The organism is Nocardioides jiangsuensis (assembly GCF_019679455.1).
GTDB classification, from domain to species: domain Bacteria; phylum Actinomycetota; class Actinomycetes; order Propionibacteriales; family Nocardioidaceae; genus Nocardioides_C; species Nocardioides_C jiangsuensis.
Genome location: NZ_JAIEZQ010000002.1, coordinates 48,802 through 64,095 on the forward strand (window position 1 = coordinate 48,802; position 15,294 = coordinate 64,095).

Here is a 15,294-nt window from a genome sequence, read left to right on the forward strand (position 1 = left end):
GCCATGGGGTTGGTGCTTCTCGCCCTGGCCGCGGTGGTCGGCCTGCTCATCGGCATGGCCGGCGTCGGTGGCGTGCTGCTGCCGCCCGGTCTCGTCGTGGCCGGCGGCCTGAGCCCGCACGAGGCGACGGCGACCAGCACCTGGGCGTTCCTGTTCACCGGGGTGGTCGGGACCCTGGCCTATGGCTGGCGGGGTGTCGTCCCGTGGTCGATGCTTGCGCGGCTGTGCCTGGGCGTCGTACCCGCCGCCTTCCTCGGCGCCCGCGCCAACGCCCTGCTGCCCGCGCCCGTGATCGTGCTGGCGGTGGCCGCGCTGACCCTGTCGGTCGGTGTGCACCAGCTGTGGTCGCGCGGCGGTCGGGGTGGCGACCGTGAGCTGGGGACGGCGGCGCTCGTGGTCATCGGCGCGGTCGTCGGGTTCGGCTCCGCGCTGACCGGCACCGGCGGGCCGGTGCTGCTCGTCCCGATCCTGTTGATGCTCGGCGTGGCGCCGCTCCGGGCGGTCGCGGTGAGCCAGGTCGTGCAGCTGCCCGTGGTCGTCTCGGGGTCGCTCGGTTACCTGGAGGCGGGGCTCACCGACGTCCGGCTCGGCACCGTGCTCGGGATCGTCGCCGCCGTGGGGACCGCCCTGGGCGCCGTCGTCGCGACCCGGATCCCGGTCGAGCTGCTCCGCCGGATCGTCGCGCTCGCCTGCATCGCCGCCGGGGCGTTCCTGGTGGTCCGCACCGTGGCCTCCGTCGCCTGATCAGGAAGCCTTTCCGGCTTCCACCGGAAACCCAGGCGCGGTCACTTCGGTGACTTGCCCGCCTGCCTCTCCAGCACCGTGCGGACGACGAGCAGCACCAGGGTGGCGCCGACGACGGAGCCGACGAGTCCGCTGGGGCGGAGCTCGAGCCCGTCGCCGAAGAGCAGGCTTCCCAGCATCCCGCCCACGAACGAGCCGGCGAGCCCGACCACGAAGAGCTGGCCCCAGCTGAACCGGCCCCTGCCGACGAGCAGGCCGGCCACCCAGCCGGCCGCGAGGCCGACGACGATGACGGCGAGGATGAGCACGGCACCACTCCTAGTCTCGACCTACTCGACCACGCGGAGGTGGCGGTCGGTGTTGTTGAGCCGGCGGCCCCCGTCCCCGGTGACGGTCACGATGTCCTCGATCCGGACCCCGAACCGGCCGGACAGGTAGATCCCGGGCTCGATGGAGAAGCACATGCCCGGCTGCAGCGGCTGCTCCTCGCCCTCGACCAGGTACGGCGGCTCGTGCGTGGTGACGCCGATCCCATGCCCGGTGCGGTGGATGAACCGCTCGCCGTACCCGGCCTCGGTGATCACCGACCGGGCCGCCCGGTCGATCTCCTGGCAGGTCGTGCCCGGCCGCACCGCCTCGAACGCCGCCTGCTGGGCCGCCCGTACGACGTCGTGCACCTGCTGCACCTCCGGGCTCGGCTCGCCGACGCACACGGTGCGCGTGGTGTCCGACCCGTAGCCGAGCATCAGCCCGCCGAAGTCCAGCACGACCGCGTCGCCTGGCTGGATCAGCCGCTCCCCGGGCTGGTGGTGCGGGTTCGCGCCGTTGGGGCCCGACCCGACCAGGGTGAAGTCCACCTGCTCGTGCCCGAACTCCCGGAGCAGGCGGGCCAGGTCGGCCGCCACCTCGGTCTCGCGCCGGCCCGAGAAGCGCAGCCGGACGATCTCGGCGTACGCCGCGTCGGCGGCCGCGCCCGCCGCCGCCAGCCGGGACAGCTCGTTCGCGTCCTTGACCGCCCGAAGCATGGGCAGGCTCGTGCTGAGCGCGCGGTAGTGCGTCTCGGGCAGGGCTCGCTGCAGGCCGAGCAGGTGCAGGGACCACGCCGAGTCGGAGATGCCGAAGCGCCCGTCCGTCTGCAGCAGGCCGCTGGCGACCTGGTACGGGTCGTTCCCGTCGGCCCAGTCGACGATGCCGACGCCGGGGGCTCCCTCGGCGGCCTCCGCGTCGGGCCGCTCGAGCGTCGGCACGAGGAGCGTGGGCCGGATGCCGGGGGAGAGCACCAGCATGGTGAGGCGTTCGGTGACCGCCGTGGGCCGGTACCCGGTGAGCCAGACCAGGTCCGGGCCGGGCGTGACGATCACCCCGTCCAGGCCCACCTCCAGGGCCTCGTCGACCACCCGCGCCATCCGGGCCGTGTAGTCCTCGGTCGTGAACGGCGCAGGCGTCGGGTGCGTGGTGGCGGTCATGGCTCTCCTCCGTCCGGCACCCCACGCTAGCCACCCGCGCCCGGTGGAGGGCTCATCCCGGACGGGGGATGTCCGGGCCGGGCGGCCCCTGCTTCGGTGGTCCCATGTGCAGATGGATGGCGTACTCGGGGGACCCGGTCCTGGCCGAGGAGCTCCTGTTCCGGCCGGTCCACTCGCTGATCGACCAGAGCCTGCACTCCCGGATGGGCGCGACCACCACGAACGGCGACGGCTTCGGGATCGGCTGGTACGGCACGGGCGAGACACCCGCGGTGTTCAAGAGCGTCGACCCCGCGTGGAACGACCGGAACCTGCGCGAGATCGCGGCCCAGGTCGAGACGCCGCTGCTGTTCGCGCACGTCCGCGCGTCGACCGGGACCCCGGTGCAGCGCAGCAACTGCCACCCGTTCCGGCACGGACGCTGGCTGTGGATGCACAACGGCTCCATCGCGGGGTTCCACGACCTGAAGCGGGACCTGCTGATGGCGGTGGACCCGTCGCTGTTCCCGGACATCGAGGGCTCGACGGACTCCGAGACCCTGTTCTTCCTGGCGCTGACCTGCGGGCTAACCGACGACCCGGTCGACGCGGTCGCGCGGGCGGTCGGCCTCGTCGAGGCAACCGCACGCAAGCACGGTGTGGAGCACCCGGTGCAGATGACCGTGGCGACCACGGACGGCGAGTCGATCTGGGCCTTCCGCTACTCCAGCGTGGGCCGGTCGCGGTCACTGTTCTACTCCACGAAGCTGGACCGGGTGCGTGAGCTCCACCCCGAGGTCGAGGTGCTGGGCCGCCTCAGCGACGAGACACGCTTCGTCGTGTCCGAGCCGCTGCGTGACCTCAGCGGGGCCTGGAACGAGCTGCCCGAGTCGTCCTGCGGCATCGTGCGCCCGGGCCAGGACGAGATCCGCCCGTTCAGCCCGCAGGCGCTGACCGTCCCCGGCTAGTCCGGACCCGGCTGCGGCCGGAGCGGGAGACCTGCGCGGGCTCGAGTACGACGCCGCGCGCGTCGGGGTGCTCCCCCGCGCTGGATAAACAGGTGTCGCCGGGCGCCGCCGCTCACTACCGTTCCGGCCATGGACGACATGCGCTGGCGTGATCCCGACTGGCTGGCCGGGGTGCACGCCTGGGTCGACGACCGGCTCGACGAGCTGGGTGTGGTGCGGACCGGTGAGCTCGAGCAGCCGCACGTCTACCCGTGGTCGACCGTGCTGCGCGTCCCGACCCGGCAGGGCGACGTCTGGTTCAAGGCCAGCGGTGACGGACTGCGGCACGAGGCCGCCGTCACCGCACGGATCGCGGCCCGCCGTCCCGACGCCGTCCCGCCCCTGCTGGCCGCCGACACCACGGCCGGCTGGATGCTGATGACCGACGCCGGCGAGTCGCTGCGCACGGTGGTGCCGCGCGAGCAGAGCCTCGACCGCTGGTACGACGTCCTGCCGCTCTACGCCGGCGTCCAGCTCGACCTCGCCGACGACGTGGACGAGCTGCTGGCCCTCGGCGTACCGGACATGCGGCTGGCCACGCTGCCGAAGGGCTACGAGCGGCTGATGGACGAGATCGGTGCCGACCGGCGCTTCCGCGACGCGGCGCCGCTGGTGGCCGACCTGTGCGACGAGCTCGCGGCGTTCGGGCTGCCCGAGCTGCTCCAGCACGACGACCTGCACGACGGCCAGGTGTTCGTCCGCGACGACCGTCCCCTGCTGATGGACTGGGGCGACGTCTGTATCTCGCACCCGTTCTTCACGCTCTCGGTCACCCTCCAGGGTGTCCTGGCGTGGGGGCTCGAGGACGTCCAGGACTCGGTCGACGTGGCGCCGTTCCGCGACGCCTACCTCGCGCCGTACGCCGAGCGCTTCGACGGCGACCTCGTGGCCGCGACCGAGGTGGCCATGCGGCTCGGCTGGGCCTGCCGCGCGGTGAACGGACACGTGCCGAGCGACCACGACCACACGTTCACCCGGCTGCGGATGTTCCTCGACGGCCGGCCGTAGCACCGACGGGCGGGGGCGCCGATAGCCCGTCCGGCGGTCTGGAACCCTGTCTTTGGACCCTGGCGGGAGGTGCCCGCGCCCGGCATCGTGGGACGTGGCCTGCGAGACGGGCGAGGGAGCCGGAAGGCTGAGAAGCAAGACGGCTGAGAGGCTGGACGATCGAGAGATCGGACAGCGACCCCCATCACCTGATCCGGACAATACCGGCGAAGGGAAATCGCCTCGCAGGTCCATGCACGTGCCCGTGCGGGTTCACACGTCGAGCGTGACGGAGCAACGCCAACCGCCCGGTCCAGGAGCGAAGTAGAGCTCATGCAGCGACACCGCCTTGGGAACGGCACCGGTCTGGGGAAGGGCCGTCGCGTCGCACATCGCGAACCGGACGTCGACGCCCCCGTCATCGGGCTCCAGCTCGACGTCCAGGGGCGCCTCCCCGGTCGTGTCCAGGAGGTAGACCACCTCGTCGAGCACCGCCACCAGCAGGTCTTCGTCGCTGTGCCCGGTCAGCCGGCACCGGCGGCTGCGCTCGGGATGCACCGACGAGGTGTCGAGGAAGCTGTCGACGGTGCCGAGCACCGCCTGGGCGATACAGCCCTCGCGCGTCGGTGCCCACGCCTCCACCCGGAGGTCCGCCGTGTGCGGCACGGTCCGGTGTCCGGGCTCGGTCTCGTCCATCGGCCTGCTCCCTCCTGGTGCGGACAGCGGAGCACGGCCGGCCTGGCCGGGACCAGAGGCTTGAGACCCGGATCCGCGGCCTCATGAAGGTCGTCGAGGAGACGCCGTACCGGTTCCGGATCGAGCGGGAGGGCGCGATGCGGGTGCCGGGCATCGTGTTCGCGTCGCACGGCCTGCTGCCCGACGTGCACGGCGACAAGGCGCTGGTGCAGGTGGCGAACGTGGCCACGCTGCCCGGGATCGTCCGGGCCTCCTTCGCCATGCCCGACGTGCACTGGGGCTACGGCTTCCCGATCGGCGGGGTGGCGGCCACGGACGTGGAGGCGGGAGGGGTGGTCTCGCCCGGCGGGGTCGGCTTCGACATCTCGTGCGGGGTGCGGCTTCTCGTGGCCCCGGACCTCGACCGTGTGGGACTGATGCCCCGGCTCCAGGCGGTGATGGACCGGCTCGACCACGCCATCCCCCGCGGCATGGGCCAGAAAGGGGTGTGGCGGCTGCTGGACCGGGCGTCGTTGCGGCGGGTGCTCGAGGGCGGGGCCCGGTACGCGGTGGAGCAGGGGCACGGCGTCCCCCGCGACCTGGACCGGTGCGAGGACCGCGGGGTGCTGGCCGGGGCGGACGGGGCCGCGGTCGGCGATCGGGCCCTCGAGCGCGGGCTGGGCCAGGTCGGCAGCCTCGGCTCGGGCAACCACTTCCTCGAGGTCCAGGTCGTCGACCAGGTGTACGACGCGGGCACGGCGGCGCGGATGGGCGGCCTGCGGCAGGGGTCGGTGTGCGTGATGATCCACTGCGGCTCGCGGGGCCTGGGCCACCAGGTCTGCACCGACCACGTGCGGCAGATGGACAAGGCGATGGGCCGGTACGGCATCGTCGTCCCCGACCGCCAGCTGGCCTGCACCCCGGTCCGCTCTCCCGAGGGGGAGGCCTACCTCGCGGCGATGACCGCTGCGGCGAACTACGGCCGCGCCAACCGCCAACTGCTCACCGAGGCGGTGCGCCGGGTCCTGACGGCGGAGGTGGGGACGTCGCTCGACCTGGTCTACGACATCTCGCACAACCTGGCCAAGCTCGAGGTGCACGACGTCGACGGCCGGCGGCGCTCCCTGTGCGTGCACCGCAAGGGTGCGACCCGGTCGCTGCCCCCGCACCACCCCGACCTGCCGGGGGACCTGGCGGAGGTCGGTCAGCCGGTGCTGATCCCGGGCACGATGGGCACCGCGTCGTACGTGCTGGCGGGCGTGGCCGACAACCCCGCGTTCTGCTCGACCGCCCACGGCGCCGGGCGGGTCCAGAGCCGGCACCAGGCCGCGCGCGGCACCAGCGGCAGAGCGCTCCGGAGCCAGCTGGAGACCCAGGGCATCCTGGTGCGCGGCGTGTCGTGGCGCGGGCTCGCCGAGGAGAAGCCCGAGGCGTACAAGGACATCGACGCCGTCGCCGACATCAGCCAGCGGGCCGGACTTGCCCGGAAGGTCGCTCGCCTGGTCCCGCTCGGCGTGGTGAAGGGCTGAGCTACGCCTCCGGCTCGGCCGCGGGCTCGTGCGGGTAGTCCTCGTCGGCCGGCTCGGCCGGCTCCGGCTCGAGCACGTCGCCCACCCGGTGGTGGAAGGACAGGTCGTCGACGAAGCAGTTCACGTCGTCGACCTCCGACCACTGCTCGACGAGGACGGCCGCTTCCTCGTCCGACTCGCACAGGTGGCGTTCGATCAGCTCGCCATGGCGGAAGACGCGGACCTCGATGCTGGGCGTGCTGGCGGGGTCGTACGGCTCGGACATGCGCTCGCCTCCCGGATGTGCGTCGACCCCTTCATGCTGCGCCCGCCCGGCCCACGAAACCAAGGGAACTTCGGCCCCTCGCGCGCGGCAGCGGCGTAGCCTCGACGTGATGCGTGAGGTGCCGACCATCGACGAGCCCGTCCCGGTCCTCCACCTGTCCGAGGAGGAGACGGCGGAGCTCTCGCGCGAGGTGCGCGCCCTCGCGGCCGAGCGGGACGCGGTGATCCTGGCCCACAACTACCAGGTGCCCGAGGTCCAGGCCGTGGCCGACTTCGTCGGCGACTCGCTCGCGCTCTCCCGGCAGGCTGCGGCGGCCCGGGCGGACGTGATCGCCTTCTGCGGCGTGCACTTCATGGCCGAGACCGCCTCGGTGCTCTCCCCGGACAAGACCGTGCTGATCCCCGACCTCGAGGCCGGCTGCTCGCTGTCGGACTCGGTCACCGCGAACGAGCTGCGCAACTGGAAGTCGCGGCACCCGGGCGCGGTGGTGGTGATGTACGTCAACACCTCGGCCGAGGTGAAGGCCGAGACCGACTACTGCTGCACGTCCTCGAACGCCGTGCAGGTCGTCGAGCACGTCTACCGCGAGCACGGCCCGGACACCGAGATCCTCTTCGGCCCCGACGTCTGGCTCGGCTCGTACGTCGAACGGGTGACCGGCCGGCGCATGCACGTCTGGCCCGGCGAGTGCCACGTCCACGCGGGGATCACGGCCGCGGACGTCGTACGGGCGCGCACTGCGCACCCCGACGCCGAGCTGCTGATCCACCCGGAGTGCGCGAGCCTCGATGCCGTCGTCGAGAGCGCCGGTGGGGGAGAGCCGGTCTCCCACGGGATCCACGTCCTCTCCACCGGCGGGATGCTGAACCGCGTCCGTGAGCACCCCGACAGGGAGTACGTCGTCGCCACCGAGACGGGCATGCTCGACCCCCTGACCCGGGCTGCGCCGCGGGCGAGGTTGGTGGCGGCGAACGAGAGGGCAGTCTGCAAGTACATGAAGATGATCACCCTGCCGAAGCTGCGCGACTCGCTGCGGGAGGGGAGGTTCGAGGTCCGGGTGCCGCCGGCGGTCGCCGAGCGCGCGCGGACCCCGATCGAGCGGATGGTCGAGATCGGCTAGTTCGGGGGACCCGCTGTGCTCAGTCTCGTCAGCCGTCCATGACGAATGGGGGCTATCGGTGGCATGAGCGCATCGGGTGGTTATGCCCGGTTCGCGGTGAAGAGACGCCGGATCGACCGCTCGGCGATGGGCCTGCTCGCTACCTTCGCCCCCAACCACGCGTCGCCGTGAGGGTGGCGCCGAAGAAGGAGTTGGACATGCGCAAGAAGGCGCTTCTTCTCGTCCCGATCGCCACGACCGCGATCCTCGCCGGCGCGACTCCGGCGCAGGCGCACCCGGTGGGCGAGCCGGGCACGCCGAGCTGCTTCGGGGAACGTGTCAGCCACGGCTCGAGCGACCACGGGCTCACGCCGAAGGAGCGTGCCGAGGCGCTGCAGGAGTTCGTCGACGCGGGCGACCCGCTGGCCCTGGAGCTGTTCGGGGAGACCGTGACCGCCGGGGAGTTCGCCAAGTTCGTGCAGGTGAACTGCTCGGACACCCCGTACTTCCCGTAGGCCCGCGGCGGAGGGCCCGCTGCTCCTGCCGAGCAGCGGTCCCTCTACTGCTGCGTCCCACCAGTGTCGGGAGCCAGTCCGTCCAGGAAGTCCTCGGCGAACCGCCTCACGCCGTCCCACTCGGTGTACACGTAGTCGCGTGAGGTGTCGGTGCCCAGGTCGCCCGGCTTGCCGCGGGCGATCCTCTTCATCATGTGTCGTTTGAGGAACCCGTACTGGGTGTAGAGCAGGGCACCGCTGAAGAGCGCGACCATGGACGGGCGCCAGCCGGTCTCCTCCTCGAACTCCTCGACGTAGGTCTCCGCCTCGTGCGTGTCACCGTGCGCGGCGAGGCTCACCGAGAAGAGCGCGGAGGGTAGCCGCTCGAGCGCGGCGCGGTTCTTCCGGACGAGGTCCCCGACGTGCTTGTCGTGCTTGCCCATGTGGATGGAGGAGCCGAGGATCACCGCGTCACAACCGGCCAACACGTCCTCGCCGGCGTCCTTGAGGTCCACCGCCCGGGCCTCGTGACCGTGCTCCCGGACCACGTCGGCGACGTACTCCGCGATCTTGGCCGTCTGACCCTCGGTCGTGCCGTAGGGAATGCAGATCCTGCTCACGTCAGCCAATCTGCCAGCCGGGTCGCGGACGACGTAGGGCCCAAGGTCCCCGGGAGTCGCGCCGACTCCGCAGGCGTCACCCTTCGGAGGGCGGATAGGGGACGGCGGACCACGGAGCAGGCGTGTGCTCTTCACTCCCTCGCCGTGGTGGAGAACCATCGGTGTCAGGTCCTCCTGGACGGGGGTCGTCGCGGAGCTGGAGCGTTTGCCGGAGGTCCACCCATGCCCGAGATCGGTGAGCGCGAGCTGAAGGCCAGGGCCGAGGAGATCCTCAACCGTCGGCCGGCCGTCGGTCTCGCCCTGGGCGTGGTCCGTAACGGGTCGCTGGAGCTCTTCCACGGGCACGGCGTCGCGGACGTGGAGTCGAGGGCGCCGGTCACCGAGGACACGGTCTTCCGGGTCGCCTCCATCACCAAGACCTTCACGGCGATCGCCGTGATGCAGCTGTGCGAGGAGGGGCTGGTCGACCTCGACGCGCCCGCCGACGACTATCTCCGCGCCTACCGGCTCGTCCCCGCGAAGTCCGGATGGCGGCCGGCGACGGTGCGGCACCTGCTGACCCACACCGCCGGGATCGGCGAGCAGGTGCCCCGCTCCGGCGTGCTGCGGCGGGACTACGGCGAGAGCGTGAAGGCGGGCCGGCGGGTGCCTTCCCTCACCGAGTACTACCGGGGGAGCCTGCGTCTCGACGCGGAGCCGGGCACCAGGTTCCGCTACACGGACCACGGGCCCGCGACGCTGGGGCAGATCGTCGAGGACGTGAGCGGGACGTCGTTGGAGCGCTACCTGCGCGAGCGCGTCTTCGGGCCGCTCGGCATGGCCGACACCACCCTGGTCCGGTCCGAGGTCGACCGGTCGCGGCTCGCGACCGGCTACCTGTTGCGCTCTCATGGCCTCAGGCCGGTCCCGGACCGTGACTGGGTGACGGCAGGCGCCGCCAACGCCTACTCCACACCCCGGGACATGGCCCGTTACGTCGCCGCTCTGCTCGGCGGCGGCGCCAACGAGCACGGGGCGGTGCTCGCACCCGCGACGCTGGCCGGCATGTTCGCGGCGCAGTACCAGCCCGATCCCCGGATCCCGGGCATGGGCCTGGCGTTCTGGCGCCGCAACGCCGGGGGGCATCCGGTCGTCGAGCACCAGGGGCTCCTGCCCGGCTTCGACTCGCAGATCCTCGTGGCACCCGACGACGGGGTCGGTGTCATGGCCTTCACCAACGGCACGAGGAGCGGGGCGTTGTGGCTGCCGGCCGAGCTGGGGCGGCTGCTCCGCTCCCTGCTCGGCGTCCCGGACGAGGTGGTGCGCATGGACGTCCCGCAACGGCCCGAGGTCTGGGGTGACCTCTGCGGCTGGTACCAGCTGCCCGGCCCGCTCACGGACCTGCGGCTGAGGGCGATGGTGGGCGCCGGGGTCGAGGTCCTGGTCCGCCGCCGGGGGGAGCTCGTCCTCCGGTTCCTGACGCCGGTACCCCTCCTCTACCGTGGCTTCGTGCTGCATCCGCGCGACGCCGAGGACCCCTACGCGTTCCAGATCGACTTCTCCGACTTCGGGCTCGACACCTTCCCGGTCGTGTTCAGCCGTGATCGGGGAACGACAGCGGTCCACTTCGACGCGATGCCCGTGTCGGCCCGGAAGCGACCCGAGGCCACGAACCCGCGGCGGTGGGCCGAGGGTGCGGGCGCCGTCGTCGGTGCGTCGATCCTCGGCCGCAGACTTGGCAGGGCACGGCACCGCGGCAGGTCCTGAGCGGGCGTCGCCGCCGACGCGACCACGTGACCTCGCGATGAGTTTCCGCGGCGACCGCGGTCAGACTCGATGAACACCACCTCTTCACGAAGATCAAGGAGACGTCCGATGCGGAAGATCACCGCTGGCCTGTTCATCTCCCTCGACGGTGTCGTCGAGGACCCCCAGGACTGGCACTTCCCGTACTTCAACGACGAGATGGGCGCGGCCGTCGACAGCCAGCTCGGCGCCGCCGACACGCTGCTGCTCGGTCGCAGCACCTACGACAGCTTCGCCGGTGCCTGGCCGGACCGCGAGGCCGCCGGAGGTGAGGACGCCGACTTCGCCAAGAAGCTCGGCGACGCGCGCAAGGTCGTCGTGTCGACCCAGGATCTGCAGCTCACCTGGCGCAACTCCGAGCAGTTGAAGGGCGACCTGGTCGAGGCCGTCGGCGAGCTGAAGAACGAGCCGGGCGCGACCGACATCGCGATGAGCGGCTCCGTGTCCGTCGTACGGCAGCTGCTGGCCGCCGGGCTCCTCGACGAGCTGCACCTCCTGGTCCACCCGATCGCCGTCCGCAAGGGCACGCGCCTGTTCGAGGAGGACGATGCGCCGCTCCCGTTGCGGCTGGTCTCCTCCCAGACGTTCACGACCGGCGTGGTGCACCTCGTCTACGCCGGCGCCGAGTCGACCCCCGAGGGCTCGTACGACGACGCGAAGGCGCACCTGCCTCAGAACGAGGACAGCTGAGCTCCCGCCGCCGGGCAGCTTGATGCACGGCAGGTATCCGGGCAGCCCGGATGTCGTGCGGTCTACGGCAGGAGCTTGTAGACGTCGATCGTGGTTTCCTGAGGCTCCGACTCGAACCCGCCCTCGATGCCCTCCCGCATGCGGGGCATGAGGATGTCGTCGCGGAAGCGCTCCCAGCTCTCCTGCGACTCGTGGACGGCCATGATCGTCCACCCGCCGGCCGACGGGCCGGCGGCGTGGAAGATCTGTCCGTCGGGGAGGCGGTCCGGTGCAGGGTGTACGGCGGCGAGCGCCGCCTCGTACTGCTCCCTTGTGCCGCCGCGGAAGTGATGCACGATTCCGTACGCCATGGCCGTCTCCAATCGGGTGAGTGTCCGACGCATCATCGCCTTCTGTGGACGCTAGACCGGTGCGCGTCGAGCCGGAATGACGCCGGCGGGCGGTCTTGCGATCACCCCGCTCACCGTGGCGCTGCGCCCCGCCGGTACGCCGCGACCGAATTGCAGGGGATAGCTCGTGACAGAGGCTCGTCCGGGTCAGCGGGACGTTCGGCACTCCCGTTCGAAACCCATGCGCATGACGCTGGGCCCAAGCATGTGTGGGATGGATGAGGGTGTCGCGGTGCTCGTTCCGGTACGTCGGGAGTGCGCGCCGTGGAGGGGGCGGGATGGAGTCAACGCGGGAAGTGCACTTCGATTCCGGTGGGCTTCGTTGTGCCGCCGACCTGTACTGGCCGTCCGGGCACGAGAAGGATGTCCCGTGCGTGGTCATGGGGCACGGGGGAAGCGGGACGAAGCGGCTGGGCCTGCCGAAGTACGCGGAGAGGTTCGCTGCGCAGGGGATGGCCGCCCTGGCCTTCGACTATCGCCGTTTCGGTGAGAGCGAAGGCGAACCGCGACAGGTGATCGATGTGGCGGCGCAGCACGAGGACTATCGCGCAGCCGTACGGTTCGTCCGGGGATACCCGGGAGTCGACCCGGAGAGGGTGGCGCTGTGGGGGACCTCGCTCAGCGGCGGTCACGTCCTCGCTGTAGCCGCCGCCGACCCACGCCTGAAGGCGGTCGTGTCCCAGGTCCCTCTCATTGACGGGTGGCACCGCGGCCGAAACTTGAGGCAGCGTCTGAACGGCGACGTGGCCGCGCGCACGCTGGCGTTCATCGTGGCCGCAGTCCGCGACATGCTCAATGCGCGCCGCGGCCGTCCGCCGTACCTTGTGCCGGTCATCGCCAAGCGTGGGAAAGTCGCGGTGTTCACCGAGCCCGAGGCGAGCACAGCCTTCGAAGCGCTCGGCGGTGAGCCGGTGGGATGGCGTAACGAACTCGCGCCGCGGTTCCTCTTTGCTCTGCCTCGATACCGCAAGGGGACGGCAGAGCGACTCACCATGCCTGTGCTCATGTGCCTGGGCGACCAAGACCTTCAGGCATCCAGCCGGTACGCCGCGCGCATCGCCTCAGGGATGCCCAACGTGCAGATCCGTCACTACCCGGTCGGCCATTTCGACGTGTACCTGGATCCACTGTTCGATGAGATCAGCACGACCCAGGCCGACTTCCTGCGGGAGCACCTGTGCACGCCGCCCCTCCATGGCACCAGCTAGGAGGTCAGTCCGGCGAGGCAGCAACCGTGAAATCGCCGAGTCAGGTCGCGCCGGGTTGCCAGCCGATACCGTGCGGCCTCGCAGATGTTCCCGCCGCCTACTTCTTGGGTCTCCGACCCTTCAGTGCCTTCCGGCGCTTACGCCAGGCGAGGAGGGCGGCGATGGCGCGGGCGATCCCATAGTCCTCTCCACCCATCCAGCTCTGTCGGGCGACATGCATCGGCGCATCCGCGTCAGACACTGGGTTGCGTTCGCCGGGGATGCGCTTGGGCGGTTGAGGCATGGCCCAATATCGCATGGGGTGCACTCATGCGTCCGCATATCGGGAGATGAAGGCGGAGGAGCCCGAGGTCGACTGCTTCAGGCGACAAAGATGCAGAACGGATGCCCTGAGAGGTCGGCAAGGACGTAGAGCGGCTCGTTCGCGTCGTCCGTTCGGTCGAGCAGCAGCTCCGCTCCGAATGACTCAGCCCGGTCACGCTGTCGCCGCAGTTCCTCGAGACTTGAAACCGTGAAGTCCAGGTGCATCTGCATCGGCACGTCATGCCTGGGCCACGTCGTCCGCTCCAGGCGCTCAACCTGCTGGAACGCCAACTTGCGGGCACCGTTGGTATCTACGAGGACGAGCCAGTCCGCATCGTCGGCCTCACCCTCCGCAGGGGGCTCATCGCCCCGCCGGTACTGCAGTCCCAGGAGTTGTCGGTAGAACTCGGCAAGTGCCCGGGCGTCGGTGGTGTCGATGACAGTGTGCAGCAGCTGTGGGTAATCAGTCATCACTGCCCCGCTTCGTTGAGCCGCAACCACGTGTTCGATCGGCGCTGGATCGGTTGGGCGCAAAGGGGAGTCTCCTCTCGCGCCCGGTCACCTTCCGTGTTCGTAGACGCGAATGAGGCACCGCCGAGTCCCGGCGGTGCCTCTTCGCCCCTCTCCCAGGGTCCATGTCAGACAAGAGCCGCCCGGAGAGGGAGGGCCGCTCGGTCCCGAGGTTGGGTGGCGCTTCGAGTGTTACCTCGATTCGGCGCCACGGGCCTCGCTGGTCACCACATGTCGGCGACCTGGATCTGGGTGTATCCCTTGGGGAACCCAGAGTCGAAGGAGACGCAGTCCATCTTGGAGGACTGGCCGGCTTGCAGCTCGTTGCTGCTGCATTCGACCTCGCCCAGGTTGGAGTTGCCCTTTACGAACGTGAAGGTGAGCTGCGCGATGCGGGCCTCGTCAGCGTTGTTGGTCACCGTAAGACTCTTGATCTCGGCGTCGCCGAGCGCGCCCTTGCCCACGCGCCACCCCTCCTCGGCCGCGAAGCCGTCGTGGGTGAACGCGGCGCCCTCGGTCACGGTGGTGGGCTTGTCGTTGGCCTCTTCGGCCTTGATGGATTTGTCGATCTCGTTGACTGCGGTGTCAACAGCGGCCACCGTGGCGGCGGTGACCAAGAAGAAGGTGAGGATTGAGGCCACCCCGAGAACGAACCCGGCGATGGACTTGCCCTTTCCGACTCCGCGCTTGCGGGCCACCAGGAAACCGGCGATGGCCAGCGCGCACCCCACGCCACCGAGGAAGGCACCAAAGGCACCGATCAGCGGGATGAAAGCGAGGACCATGCCGATGATGCCCAGGACCAGGGCGGCGGTCGCCAGGCCGTTGCTGGGCGCCTTGACGTAGACCGGCTGGCCGGTATGGGGCTGGACAGGGGTGTTCGTCATGCGTGTGCTCCTTGGGAGAGAGATTCCGACTCACTGTCGGGGTCAACAACGCCTCATATGGTGCAGATGGGACAGAGGCTCCATTGTCGAAACTCGGAAACACAATGGGAATTGACTCAGAGGGGCCATGGACAGAGAGCCACCCTGACCATCGGAATGTAGCCCCATTGGGCTATCCGCTCGAATGGTGACGCGCGCAGACGCGAGGACAAGCCCCGCTGCTGCCTGGCACGCTGGGGCGTTTTCGATCACGCTGCCACGCACGCCCGTCGAGTGGGGATGGCTTGCGAGCGGTCCAGTGCGGCACGGTCAGCTCGCTTGAGGCACGTTTGTAGGCCCCCACATCGGTGACCGTCACGCCGTCACTTATCACCGCAAGCACGGCCTGATATCGCTGCTGCACCACACTCAACTCCCGCATGATCGGGAGTGTCCGGGATCAGCCGAGGTAGGTGTCACCCATCAGCCGGAACATTGTCCGGCCTCAGCCGAAACCCCGATGTCGGGGAGCTGAAGTAACACAGCAGATTTGTAGGCCTGTTCGGCTTCGGTTGATCCTGGACGGAGTGGCTTCGGTTGATCGTTGACACTCAGCCGGCGCCACCGTCAAGCATCAGCCGGAGCCAGACTGTCAAGAATGACCCGGACTCATACGCA

Annotated in this window: 17 protein-coding genes; 9 read left to right on the forward strand and 8 right to left on the reverse strand. The window is 70.4% G+C overall.

The window, feature by feature from the left end; all coding sequences use genetic code 11:
* Positions 1-3 precede the first annotated feature (3 nt).
* Complete coding sequence (locus K1X13_RS08675; RefSeq protein ID WP_221024705.1) at positions 4-744, forward strand: sulfite exporter TauE/SafE family protein; 741 nt, start codon at positions 4-6, stop codon at positions 742-744.
* Between the two features lie 41 nt (positions 745-785).
* Here the strand turns inward: K1X13_RS08675 and K1X13_RS08680 are convergent, their stop codons facing one another.
* A complete protein-coding gene (locus K1X13_RS08680; RefSeq protein WP_221024706.1) occupies positions 786-1,052 on the reverse strand; it encodes a GlsB/YeaQ/YmgE family stress response membrane protein in 267 nt (88 codons plus the stop codon).
* Between the two features lie 21 nt (positions 1,053-1,073).
* Positions 1,074-2,210: an aminopeptidase P family protein gene (locus K1X13_RS08685; RefSeq protein WP_221024707.1), complete on the reverse strand. Its 1,137-nt coding sequence runs from the start codon at positions 2,208-2,210 to the stop codon at positions 1,074-1,076.
* 104 nt (positions 2,211-2,314) lie between these two features.
* Between K1X13_RS08685 and K1X13_RS08690 the strand changes: the two genes are divergently transcribed.
* Positions 2,315-3,157, forward strand: coding sequence for a class II glutamine amidotransferase (locus K1X13_RS08690; RefSeq protein WP_221024708.1), 843 nt, complete (start codon positions 2,315-2,317; stop codon positions 3,155-3,157).
* Between the two features lie 129 nt (positions 3,158-3,286).
* Positions 3,287-4,204 (forward strand): phosphotransferase family protein, encoded by a 918-nt coding sequence (locus K1X13_RS08695; protein WP_221024709.1) that lies wholly within the window; start codon positions 3,287-3,289, stop codon positions 4,202-4,204.
* Between the two features lie 252 nt (positions 4,205-4,456).
* Here K1X13_RS08695 and K1X13_RS08700 read toward each other — a convergent pair whose 3' ends face one another.
* Complete coding sequence (locus tag K1X13_RS08700; protein WP_221024710.1) at positions 4,457-4,879, reverse strand: archease; 423 nt, start codon at positions 4,877-4,879, stop codon at positions 4,457-4,459.
* 83 nt (positions 4,880-4,962) lie between these two features.
* Between K1X13_RS08700 and K1X13_RS08705 the strand changes: the two genes are divergently transcribed.
* Positions 4,963-6,387 (forward strand): RtcB family protein, encoded by a 1,425-nt coding sequence (locus tag K1X13_RS08705; protein ID WP_221024711.1) that lies wholly within the window; start codon positions 4,963-4,965, stop codon positions 6,385-6,387.
* Between the two features lies 1 nt (position 6,388).
* On the opposite strand, the gene K1X13_RS08710 is transcribed toward K1X13_RS08705, so the two are convergent.
* Positions 6,389-6,652: a hypothetical protein gene (locus tag K1X13_RS08710; RefSeq protein WP_221024712.1), complete on the reverse strand. Its 264-nt coding sequence runs from the start codon at positions 6,650-6,652 to the stop codon at positions 6,389-6,391.
* A gap of 109 nt (positions 6,653-6,761) precedes the next feature.
* Between K1X13_RS08710 and nadA the strand changes: the two genes are divergently transcribed.
* Positions 6,762-7,772 carry a quinolinate synthase NadA gene (gene nadA / locus K1X13_RS08715; protein ID WP_221024713.1) on the forward strand — a complete coding sequence of 337 codons (1,011 nt, stop codon included), beginning with the start codon at positions 6,762-6,764 and terminating at the stop codon, positions 7,770-7,772.
* A gap of 197 nt (positions 7,773-7,969) precedes the next feature.
* Entirely contained in the window at positions 7,970-8,266 is a 297-nt protein-coding gene (locus tag K1X13_RS08720; protein WP_221024714.1) for a hypothetical protein, read from the forward strand.
* Between the two features lie 44 nt (positions 8,267-8,310).
* Here K1X13_RS08720 and K1X13_RS08725 read toward each other — a convergent pair whose 3' ends face one another.
* A complete protein-coding gene (locus K1X13_RS08725) occupies positions 8,311-8,865 on the reverse strand; it encodes a flavodoxin domain-containing protein (protein WP_221024715.1) in 555 nt (184 codons plus the stop codon).
* Positions 8,866-9,087: 222 nt separating this feature from the next.
* Between K1X13_RS08725 and K1X13_RS08730 the strand changes: the two genes are divergently transcribed.
* A complete protein-coding gene (locus K1X13_RS08730) occupies positions 9,088-10,611 on the forward strand; it encodes a serine hydrolase domain-containing protein (protein WP_221024716.1) in 1,524 nt (507 codons plus the stop codon).
* A gap of 108 nt (positions 10,612-10,719) precedes the next feature.
* A complete protein-coding gene (locus K1X13_RS08735; protein ID WP_221024717.1) occupies positions 10,720-11,340 on the forward strand; it encodes a dihydrofolate reductase family protein in 621 nt (206 codons plus the stop codon).
* A gap of 62 nt (positions 11,341-11,402) precedes the next feature.
* On the opposite strand, the gene K1X13_RS08740 is transcribed toward K1X13_RS08735, so the two are convergent.
* Positions 11,403-11,690 carry a hypothetical protein gene (locus tag K1X13_RS08740; protein ID WP_221024718.1) on the reverse strand — a complete coding sequence of 96 codons (288 nt, stop codon included), beginning with the start codon at positions 11,688-11,690 and terminating at the stop codon, positions 11,403-11,405.
* A 317-nt stretch (positions 11,691-12,007) separates the two neighbouring features.
* Here K1X13_RS08740 and K1X13_RS08745 point away from each other — a divergent pair, with 317 nt between their 5' ends.
* Positions 12,008-12,937: an alpha/beta hydrolase gene (locus K1X13_RS08745; RefSeq protein WP_225914918.1), complete on the forward strand. Its 930-nt coding sequence runs from the start codon at positions 12,008-12,010 to the stop codon at positions 12,935-12,937.
* Positions 12,938-13,297: 360 nt separating this feature from the next.
* On the opposite strand, the gene K1X13_RS08750 is transcribed toward K1X13_RS08745, so the two are convergent.
* Positions 13,298-13,711 carry a VOC family protein gene (locus K1X13_RS08750; RefSeq protein WP_221024720.1) on the reverse strand — a complete coding sequence of 138 codons (414 nt, stop codon included), beginning with the start codon at positions 13,709-13,711 and terminating at the stop codon, positions 13,298-13,300.
* Positions 13,712-13,974: 263 nt separating this feature from the next.
* A complete protein-coding gene (locus tag K1X13_RS08755; RefSeq protein WP_221024721.1) occupies positions 13,975-14,637 on the reverse strand; it encodes a hypothetical protein in 663 nt (220 codons plus the stop codon).
* Positions 14,638-15,294: the final 657 nt, after the last annotated feature.

Excerpts from the sequence above, each read along its gene's own strand:
- K1X13_RS08740 (WP_221024718.1), bottom strand. The coding sequence starts at position 11,690 with ATGGCGTACGGAATCGTGCATCACTTCCGCGGCGGCACAAGGGAGCAG.
- K1X13_RS08705 (WP_221024711.1), top strand. The coding sequence starts at position 4,963 with ATGAAGGTCGTCGAGGAGACGCCGTACCGGTTCCGGATCGAGCGGGAG.
- nadA (WP_221024713.1), top strand. The coding sequence starts at position 6,762 with ATGCGTGAGGTGCCGACCATCGACGAGCCCGTCCCGGTCCTCCACCTG.
- K1X13_RS08700 (WP_221024710.1), bottom strand. The coding sequence starts at position 4,879 with ATGGACGAGACCGAGCCCGGACACCGGACCGTGCCGCACACGGCGGAC.
- K1X13_RS08745 (WP_225914918.1), top strand. The coding sequence starts at position 12,008 with ATGGAGTCAACGCGGGAAGTGCACTTCGATTCCGGTGGGCTTCGTTGT.
- K1X13_RS08675 (WP_221024705.1), top strand. The coding sequence starts at position 4 with ATGGGGTTGGTGCTTCTCGCCCTGGCCGCGGTGGTCGGCCTGCTCATC.
- K1X13_RS08710 (WP_221024712.1), bottom strand. The coding sequence starts at position 6,652 with ATGTCCGAGCCGTACGACCCCGCCAGCACGCCCAGCATCGAGGTCCGC.
- K1X13_RS08720 (WP_221024714.1), top strand. The coding sequence starts at position 7,970 with ATGCGCAAGAAGGCGCTTCTTCTCGTCCCGATCGCCACGACCGCGATC.
- K1X13_RS08690 (WP_221024708.1), top strand. The coding sequence starts at position 2,315 with ATGTGCAGATGGATGGCGTACTCGGGGGACCCGGTCCTGGCCGAGGAG.
- K1X13_RS08730 (WP_221024716.1), top strand. The coding sequence starts at position 9,088 with ATGCCCGAGATCGGTGAGCGCGAGCTGAAGGCCAGGGCCGAGGAGATC.
- K1X13_RS08685 (WP_221024707.1), bottom strand. The coding sequence starts at position 2,210 with ATGACCGCCACCACGCACCCGACGCCTGCGCCGTTCACGACCGAGGAC.
- K1X13_RS08750 (WP_221024720.1), bottom strand. The coding sequence starts at position 13,711 with ATGACTGATTACCCACAGCTGCTGCACACTGTCATCGACACCACCGAC.
- K1X13_RS08755 (WP_221024721.1), bottom strand. The coding sequence starts at position 14,637 with ATGACGAACACCCCTGTCCAGCCCCATACCGGCCAGCCGGTCTACGTC.
- K1X13_RS08735 (WP_221024717.1), top strand. The coding sequence starts at position 10,720 with ATGCGGAAGATCACCGCTGGCCTGTTCATCTCCCTCGACGGTGTCGTC.
- K1X13_RS08695 (WP_221024709.1), top strand. The coding sequence starts at position 3,287 with ATGGACGACATGCGCTGGCGTGATCCCGACTGGCTGGCCGGGGTGCAC.